This is a genomic window from Marinomonas sp. SBI8L (assembly GCF_001624705.1).
GTDB lineage: Bacteria > Pseudomonadota > Gammaproteobacteria > Pseudomonadales > Marinomonadaceae > Marinomonas.
In genome coordinates this window covers 37,378-51,922 of sequence record NZ_JSEO01000008.1, presented here as the reverse complement: position 1 = coordinate 51,922, position 14,545 = coordinate 37,378, and the positions used below count along the sequence as shown (strand labels likewise).

12 protein-coding genes and 2 tRNA genes are annotated in these 14,545 nt (G+C 42.5%); all 14 read right to left on the bottom strand.

Translation table 11 applies throughout. From position 1 onward, the window contains the following. Positions 1–55 precede the first annotated feature (55 nt). Entirely contained in the window at positions 56–2,164 is a 2,109-nt protein-coding gene (gene pnp / locus OA91_RS13175; protein WP_063338808.1) for a polyribonucleotide nucleotidyltransferase, read from the bottom strand. 204 nt (positions 2,165–2,368) lie between these two features. Continuing rightward, positions 2,369–2,638 carry a 30S ribosomal protein S15 gene (rpsO, locus tag OA91_RS13170; protein ID WP_009835750.1) on the bottom strand — a complete coding sequence of 90 codons (270 nt, stop codon included), beginning with the start codon at positions 2,636–2,638 and terminating at the stop codon, positions 2,369–2,371. An 86-nt stretch (positions 2,639–2,724) separates the two neighbouring features. Next, on the bottom strand, positions 2,725–3,651 hold the full coding sequence (truB, locus tag OA91_RS13165) for a tRNA pseudouridine(55) synthase TruB (RefSeq protein WP_063338807.1): 927 nt from the start codon (positions 3,649–3,651) through the stop codon (positions 2,725–2,727). Between the two features lie 28 nt (positions 3,652–3,679). Beyond that, the gene (rbfA, locus tag OA91_RS13160) at positions 3,680–4,072 is read right to left on the bottom strand and encodes a 30S ribosome-binding factor RbfA (RefSeq protein WP_046016679.1); all 393 of its coding nucleotides are present in this window, start codon (positions 4,070–4,072) and stop codon (positions 3,680–3,682) included. Between the two features lie 9 nt (positions 4,073–4,081). After that, positions 4,082–6,646 (bottom strand): translation initiation factor IF-2, encoded by a 2,565-nt coding sequence (gene infB / locus OA91_RS13155; RefSeq protein ID WP_046016680.1) that lies wholly within the window; start codon positions 6,644–6,646, stop codon positions 4,082–4,084. Positions 6,647–6,673: 27 nt separating this feature from the next. Then, complete coding sequence (nusA, locus tag OA91_RS13150) at positions 6,674–8,164, bottom strand: transcription termination factor NusA (RefSeq protein ID WP_063338806.1); 1,491 nt, start codon at positions 8,162–8,164, stop codon at positions 6,674–6,676. Positions 8,165–8,191: 27 nt separating this feature from the next. Continuing rightward, positions 8,192–8,653, bottom strand: coding sequence for a ribosome maturation factor RimP (rimP, locus tag OA91_RS13145; protein WP_046016682.1), 462 nt, complete (start codon positions 8,651–8,653; stop codon positions 8,192–8,194). A 210-nt stretch (positions 8,654–8,863) separates the two neighbouring features. Next, positions 8,864–8,940: transfer RNA gene (locus OA91_RS13140), tRNA-Met, on the bottom strand. A gap of 45 nt (positions 8,941–8,985) precedes the next feature. Beyond that, positions 8,986–9,071: transfer RNA gene (locus tag OA91_RS13135), tRNA-Leu, on the bottom strand. A gap of 32 nt (positions 9,072–9,103) precedes the next feature. Next, complete coding sequence (gene secG, locus OA91_RS13130; protein ID WP_157196909.1) at positions 9,104–9,457, bottom strand: preprotein translocase subunit SecG; 354 nt, start codon at positions 9,455–9,457, stop codon at positions 9,104–9,106. Positions 9,458–9,460: 3 nt separating this feature from the next. Beyond that, positions 9,461–10,213, bottom strand: a complete 753-nt coding sequence (tpiA, locus tag OA91_RS13125; RefSeq protein ID WP_063338805.1) for a triose-phosphate isomerase — start codon at positions 10,211–10,213, stop codon at positions 9,461–9,463. A 111-nt stretch (positions 10,214–10,324) separates the two neighbouring features. Further along, on the bottom strand, positions 10,325–11,662 hold the full coding sequence (glmM, locus tag OA91_RS13120) for a phosphoglucosamine mutase (protein WP_063338804.1): 1,338 nt from the start codon (positions 11,660–11,662) through the stop codon (positions 10,325–10,327). After that, the gene (gene folP, locus OA91_RS13115) at positions 11,663–12,496 is read right to left on the bottom strand and encodes a dihydropteroate synthase (protein ID WP_063338803.1); all 834 of its coding nucleotides are present in this window, start codon (positions 12,494–12,496) and stop codon (positions 11,663–11,665) included. Positions 12,497–12,554: 58 nt separating this feature from the next. Then, complete coding sequence (ftsH, locus tag OA91_RS13110) at positions 12,555–14,531, bottom strand: ATP-dependent zinc metalloprotease FtsH (RefSeq protein WP_046016687.1); 1,977 nt, start codon at positions 14,529–14,531, stop codon at positions 12,555–12,557. Positions 14,532–14,545: the final 14 nt, after the last annotated feature.

The following is a 14,545-nucleotide window of genomic DNA, read 5'->3' as shown; positions in this document are numbered from 1 at the left end:
AAAAAAGGGAGAGCATATGCTCTCCCTTTTTTTATATCAGAAGCTGAGTCTTTACTTATTCAGTAAAAGCCGCTTTTTCTTCTTCTGATACATCTTTCATAGAAAGCTTGATACGACCACGAGCATCAACATCTAGAACCTTAACCAAAACTTCTTGGCCTTCTTCTAGGAAGTCAGATACAGCACGGATACGCTCTTCAGCAATCTGAGAAATGTGAACTAGACCATCTTTACCAGGCAAGATAGTAACAAATGCACCAAACTCAGCTAGACGAGCTACAGTACCTTTATAGATCTTGTCTACTTCAGCTTCAGCAGTGATTTCATAGATACGAACCAAAGCAGCATCAGATGACGCCTTATCTGCAGCGTAGATACGAACAGTACCATCATCATCAAGATCGATAGAAGCACCTGTTTGTTCAGTAATTGAGCGGATAGTTGCACCACCTTTACCGATAACGTCACGAATCTTCTCAGGATCAATTTTGATAGAAGCCATAGAAGGTGCATTTGGTGATACTTCAGGACGAGCATAACCAATCACTTTAGACATTTCACGTAGGATATGAGTACGAGCTTCAAGCGCTTGGCTCAAAGCGATATCCATGATCTCTTCGTTGATACCTTCAATTTTGATATCCATTTGAAGAGCAGTAATACCTTCTTCAGTACCCGCTACTTTAAAGTCCATATCACCTAGGTGATCTTCGTCACCCAAGATGTCAGTAAGAACGGCAAAACCGTCATCTTCTTTCACAAGACCCATTGCAATACCAGCAACAGGTGCTTTAAGAGGAACACCAGCATCCATCATAGACAAGCTAGCACCACATACAGAAGCCATTGAGCTTGAACCGTTAGATTCAGTGATCTCAGATACGATACGGATTGTGTATGGGAATTCCTCTTCTGAAGGCAATACCGCTTGAACACCACGACGCGCTAGACGACCATGACCAATCTCACGACGACCAACACCACCCATACGACCACATTCACCTACAGAGTAAGGAGGGAAGTTATAGTGCAGCATGAAGCTATCTTTATTTTCACCAGCAAGACCATCGCTCATCTGTGCATCACGGCTAGTGCCTAATGTACAAGTTGCAATTGCTTGAGTTTCACCACGTGTAAACAAAGAAGAACCGTGAGTTTTGCTTAGAAGACCAACTTCAACTTCGATTGGACGAACTGTTTTGTTGTCACGACCATCAATACGAGGCTTGCTTTCGATTACACGACGACGAACTGTGTTTTTCTCAAGTTTCGCAAATGCTTTCGTTACATCAGCTTCTTCAACACCAGCTTCTTCAGAAACTAACGCTTCAACTGCCGCTGTACGAACTTCGTCTAGCTTGCTGTAACGTGCCATTTTTTCACTAATGCCGTATGCTGCTTCAACTTGATCAGCAAAACCTTCAGTGATAGCCGCTTTAAGTGTTTCGTTTTCTGGTTCAGCAGACCACTCCCAACGAGGCTTGCCAGCTTCAGCAGCAAACTCAGTGATAGCAGTAACAGCTGCTTGCAATTCTTTATGTGCAAACAATACAGCACCAAGCATTTCGTCTTCTGTCAACTCTTGTGCTTCAGACTCAACCATTAGAACGGCGTCTTTAGTACCAGCAACAACCATGTCCAACAAAGAACCATCTAGCTCTGAGTAAGAAGGGTTTAGTACATAGCCATCATCATCATTGAATCCAACACGAGCAGCACCGATAGGACCATTGAATGGAATACCAGAAACTGAAAGCGCTGCAGAAGTCGCTAGCATGCCAGCAATATCAGCGTCAGTGTCTGTGTTTGTAGACATAACAGTAATAACAACCTGCACTTCGTTCATGAACCCTTTAGGGAACAAAGGACGAATAGGACGGTCAATAAGACGAGAAGTTAGTGTTTCTTTTTCTGATGGACGACCTTCACGCTTAAGAAAGCCACCAGGAATTTTACCAACAGCGTAAGCACGCTCTTGGTAATGAACTGAAAGTGGGAAGAAGCTTTGACCAGCTTGTGCACTTTTAGCACCTACAACGGTCGCAAGAACTTGCACATCACCAATTGTACAAAGTACAGAACCTGTTGCTTGACGTGCAACGCGGCCTGTTTCTAGTGTTACGGTATCTTTACCGAACTGAAAAGTTTTAGTCGTAATACTCACAAGTATTCCTTATTAAATTTAAAAACTGTTTTCACCCAAAGACATTCTTTTAGAGCCAGTACTCAGATTATTTCTCAATCAAATCTAGGGTTAAATTTAATTTTTGCAAAAAATAATTTGAAGTACAGGCTGTCCCTTGGGGATGAAACTATCTAATTTAGGCTAAAAAAAAAGGCCATAGTAAACTATGGCCTTTCTTCAGTCTTAGCGACGTAGACCTAGCTTTTTGATCAAGCCAGTGTAACGTGCTGCGTCTTTACGCTTAAGGTAGTCCAACAACTTACGACGTTGGTTTACCATGCGAATAAGACCGCGACGAGAATGATGGTCATGGATATGAGCTTTAAAGTGACCTTGTAGACCTTCGATGTTCTTAGTCAACAAAGCAACTTGAACTTCAGGTGAACCTGTATCGCCTTCAGCTACTTGAAACTCTTTTACCAATGCTGCTTTTGATTCTGCAGTTAATGCCATTATCTTATCTCCGATATAATATGCTATTAAAAATATAGGATGGCCGAGCATATTTTCAGGCACCCTAGATACAGTAAAAAACGGAATTAACCCTGTTTTTCACTCGTATTTATTAATCTGTGAGGTTTAATAAATTCACCTCGAATTTGCCCTAAGCCAAAGAACCTTTGATCAGCTTGCGCGAATAAACGCACTAAACTTTCTTCTTCAAACTCAGTGCCATTGGCCAATGCACGACCAAAAAGAATGTCCCTAGCATCAGCCGCGGACAATTCTACCCTATTAAGATGCATAACGGCAGAGTCCATTGGCAATAAATGTTTATCCAATTCAGGATAACCAGCTTCAGCCATTGTCTCAAACTCTTCCAAGGTAAGCATATCTTGTGGATCATAACCTGCCGATGAAACTCGGTGTAATGCTGATAAATGTGCACCACAACCTAATGCTTCACCCACATCCTCACCAATAGTGCGAATATAGGTTCCTTTAGAGCAAGAAATATCTAGGGTTAAGCTATTCTCTGTTCTTTCTATTACAGTCAGATCAGAAATAGTCACCGCTCTACGTTTACGCTCAATAACAATACCTTGTCGAGCATACTCATAAAGAGGTTTACCTTCATGCTTTAACGCTGAATACATAGGAGGAATCTGCTCTATATCGCCACGAAAACGATCTAGTATGGTTTCCAATGCTTCATCCGTTAAATCAGGCACAGGCTCTGTCGTCAACACATCACCTTCGGCATCGCCCGTGGTCGTTCTCACGCCAAGAGCCACCTTAGTAATATAACGTTTATCCGCATCTAACAAGAACTGAGAAAACTTGGTTGCCTCACCAAAACACAATGGCAACATACCTGTTGCCAAAGGATCAAGGGCTCCAGTGTGCCCCGCTTTCTCAGCTTGAAATAAACGTCTAACTTTTTGCAAAGCCTGATTTGAGCTTAAGCCTAAAGGTTTATTCAGTAAGACAATCCCATGTACTGGTCGCCATGTACGTTTTACCATTTTACTTCTAACCTAGATCTTAAGCAGTTTATTCACTGTCATTTTCTGGATTATGCTTAGCATCTGCTTTAATTGCTTCATCAATTAAGGCAGACATTTTTGCACCATTCACTACGCTATCATCATAATGAAAACGTAACTGAGGCATCACACGAAGTTTAATTTCCTGTGATGCACGGCGGCGTAAAAAATTACTAGCACTGTCTAGTGCGGTTTGGCTGTCTGCCAGCTTTTCTGGCTTATCATCCATTCCTAACACAGTGTAATAAATGTCAGCGTAGCCAAGATCCTTAGCTACTCTGACTTCATTAATAGTGATTATCCCTAAACGAGGATCTTTCACTTCAAACTGTATAATAGAAGCCAGCTCTTTTTGAAGCTGGTCTCCTATGCGACTAGTACGACTAAATTCGCTTGCCATTTTAGCCTCTTACAAAGAACGAGCGACTTCGACAGTCTCAAAGACTTCGATCTTATCGCCAACTTTAACATCGGTATAGTTCTTCACACCGATACCACATTCCATGCCTTTGCTAACCTCATTAGTTGCATCTTTAAAGCGACGTAGAGACTCAAGTTCGCCTTCATAAATAACAACATCATCACGCAATACACGGATTTGCTTGTTACGGTAAACCGTCCCTTCAACAACCATACAACCGGCAATAAGACCGAATTTAGGTGAACGGAAGATGTCACGAACTTCAGCAGTACCCTTGATATCTTCACGAAGATCAGGAGACAACATACCAGATAGCGCCTGCTTAACATCATCAATGATGTTATAGATTACGCTGTAGTATCTTAGATCAACTGACTCACGTTCGATGAAGATTTTAGCTGATGCATCAGCACGTACGTTGAAACCAAAGATTACCGCATCAGAAGCCAAAGCTAGTGTTGCGTCTGTTTCAGTGATACCACCTACACCGCTTGAAATAATATTTACACGTACTTCATCAGTGTTTAGGTCAAGTAAAGACTTATTCAAGGCTTCAAGAGAACCACGAACATCAGCTTTTAAGACAACGTTCAATGTACGAACTTCGTCTTTACCCATTTCAGAGAATAGGTTTTCTAGCTTAGCTGAGTATTGACGAGCAAAGCGTACTTCACGGTATTTACCTTGACGGAAGTTAGCAACTTCACGTGCTTTACGCTCGTCAGATACAACCAAGAATTCTTCACCAGCATCAGGCGTACCATCAAGACCCAAGATCTCAACTGGAATAGAAGGGCCAGCACTTTCAATTGGCTTACCATTTTCATCCAGAAGGGCACGTACACGACCCATTTGAAGACCCGCTAATACAATGTCACCTTTCTTCAAGGTACCATTTTGTACAAGCAAGGTAGCAACTGAACCACGACCACGATCTAGACGCGCTTCAACCACAACACCTTTACCAGGAGCGCTTGGTACAGCCGTTAGCTCTAGTACTTCAGACTGAAGCAATAGTGCTTCTAGAAGCTCTTCAATACCTTCACCAGACTTAGCAGATACACCAACGAACTGAACGTCGCCGCCCCATTCTTCAGGTACAACTTCTTGTGCAACTAGCTCGTTTTTAACACGATCAAGGTCTGCACCGTCTTTATCAATCTTAGTAATAGCAACAACCATAGGCACTTCAGCAGCACGAGCATGTTGAATTGCTTCAATTGTTTGTGGCATCACACCATCATCCGCAGCACATACTAGGATAACGATATCTGTCGCTTTCGCACCACGAGCACGCATAGAAGTAAACGCCGCGTGTCCAGGAGTATCCAAGAAGCTGATCATGCCATGAGGCGTTTCTACATGGTAAGCACCAATGTGCTGTGTAATACCACCAGACTCACCCGCTGCTACTCGTGTCGTACGAATGTAGTCAAGTAGCGATGTTTTACCATGGTCAACGTGACCCATTACAGTTACAACTGGTGCACGCTTAATTTCTTCACCTTTGTAGTCAATCGCTTCAATGATGTCATTCTCTACTGCGTTCTCATCAAGGAACTTAACAGTGTGACCCATCTCTTCGACAACCAAGGTTGCTGTATCACGGTCAATTACTTCATTAATGGTCGCCATAGCACCCATTTTGAACATAATTTTGATAACAGCAGCTGCTTTAACTGACATTTTTTCAGCTAAGTCAGCAACAGTAATGCTTTCTGGCAAGGCAACTTCATGCACAATTGGTGCAGTTGGTTTTTGGAAACCGTGCTCTTGAGGAGCCGCTTTACGGTTTTTCTTACCAAGCTTATTGCGACGACCGAACTCATCGTCACCCATGATATTTTTATTACCACGCTTTTTATCAGCACCGAAACGGTTTTTACCTTTACCGTCTTGTTTTTGCGGCGCTGCTTTCTTACCTTTTGAAGGTTCTTTATCAGCAGTCATATGATGGTTTTTCTTCGGTGCTGGTTTAGCTTGTTTTACAGGTTCCAAGGACTCTTTCGCTCCTACGTTGGAATTCTTACCGTCCGATGAGTTCTTAGCAGCAGCTTGAGCTTCTTGTTTAGCTTTTAGCTCAGCCTCAGCAGCTTCAGCAGCCGCTTTTTCTTCTGCTACTTTTCTTTCTGCTTCTTGGCGTGCTTTTTCTTCTGCTGCTAACTTAGCTTTTTCTTCAGCAGCTTGCTTTGCCAGCTCTTCAGCTTGACGCTGCGCCAACAGCTCTTGCTGCTTAGCAGCCTCATCTTCAATATCATTACGCTTCACATAGGTGCGTTTTTTGCGCACTTCTACGTTTACCGTTTTATTATCGCCACCTTTCAAGGTAGAGGTTTTTTTACGTTGCAAAGTAATACGTTGAGACGATTTATCACCAGACTCATCACCACCATGCGCACGTTGAAGGTGTTTCAATAGCACTTGTTTCTCTGCGTCTGAAACTTCTTGGCTTTCACTTGATTGTGGCAACCCTGCTTCCTTCATCTGAGTCAGCAGCTTCTCTACTGGTGTATTCACCAGCTCGGATAGTGTTTTTACGGTTTGAACTGTCATTAAGTTCCCCCTTTATTCTACTCAGATTTATTCAGATTCAGCGAACCAAGGTGCACGGGCTGTCATGATTAGTGACGCTGCGCGTTCTTCATTGATTTCTTCAATATCAACTAAGTCATCAACAGACTGCTCAGCCAAATCTTCCATTGTACAGATGCCTTTAGACGCTAATACCAATGCCAGATGGTTATCCATACCTTCCATTGTCAGCAGATCTTCAGCCGGTGCAGCCTCTTCCAACTGCTCTTCAGCTTGTAGCGCTAAGTTTAATAAGGCTTCTTTTGCTCTTGAACGAAGTTCGTTAACCAGATCTTCATCAAAATCATCGATATCAAGCATTTCTTCCATTGGTACATAAGCAATTTCTTCTAATGTGGCAAAGCCTTCATCGACAAGCTGACCAGCTAGGTCATCATCAATATCAAGGTTATTCACAAAAAGATTAATAAGCTTATCGGATTCTTCTTGCTGTTTTGCGACAGCATCTTCGCTTGTCATTACATTTAACTGCCAACCTGTTAGGTTAGAAGCCAAACGAACATTCTGACCGTTACGACCAATTGCTTGAGCTAGGTTATCGGCACTAACAGCCACTTGCATTGAGTGAGTGTCTTCATCAATAACAATCGAATCAACTTCAGCAGGCGACATTGCATTGATAACTAACTGAGCTGGATTATCATCCCAAAGCACAATATCAACACGCTCACCGTTTAATTCATTAGAAACAGCTTGTACACGTGCGCCACGCATACCAACACAAGCACCAATAGGGTCAATACGACGATCATTTGTTTTAACCGCAATTTTTGCACGTAGACCTGGGTCACGAGCGGCACCACGAATCTCAATCATCTCTTCAGCAATTTCTGGCACTTCAAGGCGGAAAAGTTCAACCATGAAAGCAGGATCGTTACGAGATAGAATTAATTGAGCGCCACGGCTGTCATCACGAATCTCAAGCAACAAAGCACGAATTCTATCGTTCATGCGGAAAGTTTCGCGTGAAATCAGCTGATCTTTTGGCAATACAGCTTCTGCATTCTCACCTAAATCTACGATTAAACTATCACGTGTTACTTTTTTAACTTGACCGTGAACCGGCTTGCCAACTTTTTCGCTATAGCGAGCAACAACTTTTGCACGTTCAGCTTCACGAACTTTTTGTACAATCACTTGCTTAGCCGTTTGCGCTGCAATACGACCAAATGCTTCTGATTCAACTTCTTCTTCGAAGATTTCACCAATAGCCAAACCTAGGTTCTGCTCTACTGAGTCATCGATGGTAAGTTCATGGGCAGGTTGAGCATAATCTTCGTCTTCAACAATATCCCACTGACGGTACGTGGTGTAATCACCTGTACGCTGGTCAATTGCAACTCGAATTTTTGCTTCTTCTTCAAAACGGCGTTTAGCGGCACTTGCTAAAGCAATTTCAACTGCTTCAAAAATAACTTGTTTTGGTACGTCTTTTTCGTTGGAAACTGCTTCCACTACCAAAAGAATATCTTTGCTCATCCTTTTAGCCTCTCTTTAAAGGGTAAATTAAAATACTGGAACAACGTTGGCTTTATCAATTAGATCAATTGGCAACAGGTACTCTTCTTGATCTACACGCAATACAACGTCTTCCCCTTCAACGGCTGTCAACTGACCTTTGAACTTACGTCGCCCATCAAATGGCACACGTAAACGCAGCGACACTATCGCTCCGATGTATTCCTCAAATTGAGTCAAATCAAATAATGGACGATCAAGACCAGGTGATGAAACCTCAAGGCTATACTCACCAGTAATTGGGTCCTCAACATCCAAGATAGAACTCACTTGTCGACTAACTTTGGCACAATCCTCGATATCAGTGCCATTTTCAGAGTCACTCTCTATAAACACTCTTAACACCGAATCTTTACCTTGAGAGATATATTCCAACCCCCAAAAACGGTAGCCAAGTCCTTCTACTACAGGACGAATAAAGCCCTCTAATATAGTATCTTTGCTAGACAATCACTTTCTCCGATTTAACAAATGTCAAAGTTCAGAAACAAAAAACGGGCTCTAGGCCCATTTTATTATATCCAGATAACAAAAAACCCCATAAAGGGGTTCTTCAAATGAATCAGAATAATCTAACTCATTGTCTTACTTGAGATTTAGCATCAAGCAAGTTGGAATTCTTTTGTGTAAACAGACCCCTTTAGAAAGATCAATACACAATGGTTGCGGGGGCAGGATTCGAACCTACGGCCTTCGGGTTATGAGCCCGACGAGCTACCAAACTGCTCCACCCCGCGTCAAAGTGTGCACATCATACACACATAATCACTACAAATCAACATTGGTACCGATGGCCGGACTCGAACCGGCACAGCCTTAGGCCACCACCCCCTCAAGGTGGCGTGTCTACCAATTCCACCACATCGGCATACCAAAAACTTAACCTATTAAAAGGTAAGTTTACTCAACTACAGGAACATCTGAATTGCCAGCTTGAGGCTCAGCCAAATCAGGAACAGTTACTGTATCTTGAATTTCTTCAACAGCAGGCACAAAGTCTAATTGACCAGAAACTTGCTTAGCTTGCTGACTTGCCACATAAGCAAGACCAAAACTTGTTAAGAAAAATACTAATGCAAATAAAGCTGTCAGTTTACCAAAGAAGCTACCGCCACCTTGACTACCAAACACAGTTTGCGAAGCACCACCACCGAAAGAAGCTCCGGCATCAGCACCTTTACCTTGCTGCAGTAACACCAAACCAATAATCGCAATAGCAGCTAACACGTGTACAACTAAAACCAAAGCTTCCATCATTTAACCTGCAGATTTCACAATACCAATAAATTCTTCAACTTTTAAAGATGCACCCCCAACAAGGGCTCCATCTATATCTGGCATAGCGAACAAGTCAGAGCTTGAGCTCGATTTTACGCTACCACCATAAATAATTCTTACTTTTTCGCTAACTACTTCATCAGATTTAGCAATGTGCTCACGAATTGCTTTATGCACTTCTTGAGCCTGCTCAGCAGAAGCAGAAAGCCCTGTACCTATTGCCCAAACTGGCTCATATGCAATGACAACTTGTTCAAACGCATTAACACCAACAAGGTTTAGCACAGCGTCAATTTGAGAAAAACACACATCTAAAGTAATGTTTTGCTCACGCTGCTCAAGGCTTTCTCCAATACAGAGAACTGGAGTCAGCTCAGTTGCTAAAAGCGCTTTCGCTTTTTCAGCAATCACCTGATCTGTTTCACCATAAATCGAGCGACGCTCAGAATGCCCAATCAAAACATAATCTACTGCAAAATCTTGCAACATTGAGATACTTACTTCACCAGTGAATGCACCAGAGCCTTGCTCGGATACGTTTTGAGAAGCCATTTTGATAGAGCTTTTCTCTAACAAGTTATCCACTTGCGCTAAATAAGGGAAAGATGGAGCAACCACAACTTCCACAGGAGTATTTTCTATTGCAGCGTTTAAGCAAACAACAAGCTGATTAATTGATTCCGAAGAACCATTCATCTTCCAATTTCCTGCAACAATTTTTTGGCGAGCCATTCTTGCACCTCTTATTTTGAGGCGGCAATTCTAATGAAATGCCGCCTTGTTTTCAAGTATTTGTTTAATATGATTTATTTTTTAACCAAGAAGTCTCAGCAAATTAAGAAATTAAAGTGCTTTTGAGTACGCTTCTACTTCATTCGCTAAAGATTCAACCAACTCATCAACCAAGGCTGAATCATCACCTTCAACCATAACGCGAACCAAAGGCTCGGTTCCTGAAGCCCTCAACAAGACTCTTCCCGAACCATTTAACTTTTCATTGGCTAGAGCAATAGCTTGCTGCAATTGAGGCACTTCTGCAGGTGAAAAGCGTGTTTTTACGCGGATATTCTTTAGCCTTTGAGGGAATTTACTAAAGCCCTGCAAGAGCTCTGTCAAAGTTTTCTCTTCTTCAACCATTGCTTGCAAAACTTGCAGAGCAGCAACTATACCATCACCAGTAGTTGTAATTGAACGACAGACAATGTGGCCAGAAGGTTCACCACCCAACACCCAACCAAGCTGAGTTAATTTTTCGTTCACAAACCTATCGCCAACAGAAGCACGCCCAAAACCTATCCCTTGTTCTGAAAAAGCTAGCTCCAGACCAAAATTACTCATCAGAGTACCAACTACGCCACCACTGAACTTACCAATATTTCTTAAATGGTTTGCAATAACGTACAGTACATCATCACCGTCACGCACTTCGCCATCGGCATCAACCATGATCAAACGATCGCCATCGCCATCTAACGCAATCCCAATATCAGCTTTTTCCTCTAATACCTTCTCACGCATTAACTCTGGCTTGGTTGCACCACTATTCTCATTAATATTTAGACCGTCAGGCTTATCACCAAGAACAATGACATCAGCACCAAGCTCAGTAAACACTCTCGGCGCAATGTGATAAGTTGCACCATCAGCGCAATCAACCACAATTTTAAGACCATTAAGCTGCAACCCAATTGGGAAAGTACCTTTACAATATTCAATATAACGACCAGCTGCATCATCAATACGCTTAGCACGCCCTATCTGATCAGATGGCACAACAACTAAAGGCTGATCCACGTAATATTCTATCTTCTCTTCTATCTCATCAGACAATTTTGTGCCTTCAGCAGAAAAAAACTTAATACCATTATCTGTATAAGGGTTGTGAGATGCGCTAATTACAATACCCGCACTTGCACGAAAAGTACGTGTAAGATAAGCAATAGCAGGTGTCGGCATAGGTCCAACTAAACGCACATCAACACCAGCGGCAACCAAACCAGCCTCTAAAGCAGACTCAAACATATAACCAGAAATACGAGTATCCTTACCGATTACAACTTTTTTACCATGCTCTTTAAATACTTGCCCTGCTGCCCAGCCAAGTTTCAACATAAATTCAGGAGTAATCGCACCTTCACCGACTCTGCCGCGAATACCATCTGTGCCAAAATATTTACGCATTTATTCTTCTCTCTTAATTCGATACATGAGTTCTAGCATGTCATGGTGAGGTTTCACATCATGCACCCTAAAAATACTTGCGCCCTTTGAAAAAGCCGCAGCATGGGCACCTAAAGTGCCAAACAATCTATCTTGAACGTCTGCATTCAACACCTGACCTATCATGCTTTTTCGTGAAGCACCAATCAGCACATCAAAACCATGACTTAAAATTTGGTCGATATTATTTAACAGCTCAAGGTTATGCTCTAAGGTTTTACCAAAACCGATACCTGGATCCAACAGTATCTGCTCAGGCTTCATTCCTAATGCCTGACAAACCCTCGCCCTCTCTAACAAGAAACTAATAACTTCGTTATAAACTGCAGAATAGTTTGGATTCATCTGCATTGATTCAGGGCTACCTTGCATATGCATTAAACATACGGGCAAACCTGTCTCCACAGCAGCGTCCAATGCACCATCACGCGTTAAAGCACGTACATCATTAATTAGACCAGCCCCTTGCTTTGCACCCTCAGTCATTACCTGAGCTGAGCTAGTATCTACAGATACAACAACATCAAAGCGAGATTTAATGGCTGCAACAACAGGTATTACTCGGCCCAACTCTTCTTCTAATGAAACAGGAGATGCGCCAGGTCTTGTCGACTCACCACCAACATCAATAATTGAGGCACCTTCAGACAGCATTTTCTGGGTCTGAAAAAGAGCATCATCAAGGTTGGAGAATGATCCACCATCGGAAAAGGAATCAGGGGTAACATTTAAGATACCCATGATCTGAGGACGGGATAAGTCGAGTGACTTATCCCCAAAAATAGTAACAGCCATCAGGCTCCCTATCTCTCTTAAATAAAAACCAGTTTAAACAGATAAGCAAAGAGAGCGCTTAGCTCTCTCCGCTAGTTTTAGGATTTGCCGCATCAGGCGCATCCGTAAAACCATTTTCATCTTTAATTTCACCAGTATTTAGATCAACAGTCTCTTTTGGCGCATTACCGCCAGCAGTTGGCTCATCACCATTAGAGTCAGACCAACCTTCAGGCGCAGATGGCTTGTTACCATCCATAATCTCTTTAATTTGCTTAGCATCAATAGTTTCATATTGCATCAAAGCATCAGCCATCACATCCAGCTTAGAACGGTTGTCCTCTAGGATTTGTGTCGCTTTCTGGTAGCAAGTACTAATAATATCTTTTACTTCTGCGTCAATACGCATGCCTGTTTCAGGTGAGAAGTAGTTAGCTTTACTGCCAGTTGAAGTTGCGATAAAACCACCGTTATTATCATCTTCTTCATAAGCAAATGGACCCAGTTCAGCAGATAACCCCCACTTAGTAACCATATTACGGGCAATGCTTGTTGCTCGCTCAATATCATTAGAGGCACCTGTTGATACACCATCAAACCCGTGAATCATTTCTTCGGCAATTCGTCCACCATACAAGCTACAGATTTGTGATTCTAAACCACGCTTACTGATGCTGTACTTATCTTCTTCTGGAAGATACATGGTCACACCTAAAGCACGCCCACGAGGAATAATCGTTACCTTATACACAGGATCGTGCTCAGGCATCAAATAACCAATGATAGCGTGACCAGCTTCATGATAAGCCGTGTTTAGCTTCTCATCTTCTTTCATCACCATGGTCTTACGTTCAGCACCCATGAGGATTTTATCTTTAGCTAGTTCTAGCTGCTCCATATTAACCAAGCGACGGTTAGATCGTGCAGCAAACAGTGCCGCTTCGTTAACCAAGTTCGCAAGATCAGCACCAGAGAAACCAGGTGTACCACGAGCAATATTTTTTGGATTCACATCTTCATCACAAGGCACTTTACGCAAATGCACTTTAAGAATCTGTTCACGACCACGAATATCTGGCAGACCAACCTGAACTTGACGGTCAAAACGACCAGGACGTAACAAAGCAGGGTCCAATACATCAGGACGGTTAGTAGCAGCAATAACGATAATACCTTCGTTACCTTCAAAGCCATCCATTTCAACCAATAATTGGTTCAATGTTTGTTCACGTTCATCATTACCGCCACCCATGCCTGAGCCACGGTTACGGCCAACAGCATCAATTTCATCAATAAAGATAATGCAAGGAGCGTGTTTCTTAGCTTGTTCGAACATATCACGAACACGAGAAGCACCGACACCAACAAACATTTCAACAAAGTCTGAACCGGAAATGGTAAAGAAAGGTACTTTGGCTTCACCTGCAATCGCTTTCGCTAGCAAGGTTTTACCTGTACCTGGCGGTCCACACATCAAGATACCACGAGGAATTTTACCGCCAAGGCGTTGGAATTTGCTTGGCTCACGCAAGAAGTCGACCAATTCTTTAGTATCTTCTTTTGCTTCATCACAACCAGCGACATCAGCAAAGGTGGTTTTGATCTGATCTTCAGGCAGCAATCTCGCCTTAGACTTACCAAATGCCATAGGGCCGCCTTTGCCGCCACCGCCACCTTGCATTTGGCGCATGAAGAACATAAAAATGGCCAAAATAAGCAAAATAGGGAAACTCGCAACAAGCAGTTGAGTCCAAATGCTTTGCTGCTCAGGCATACGCCCTTCAACAACCACATTATTACTCAACAGATCATCCATAATTTTTGGATCAGCTGCTGCTGGGCGTACAGTTTCAAACGGCACACCATTTTTGTCGGAACCACTGATGGTATAACCATCAATTACAACACGCGCAATATTGCCGTCCTGCACTGAGTTTACGAATGACGAATAAGTCATACGGCTTGTTTCAGTCGTGGTATTAAAATTTTTGAATACAGTTAATAAAACGGCTGCGATTACTAACCACAACAGAATATTTTTAAGCATATCGTTCAAGAGCACACCTCTTA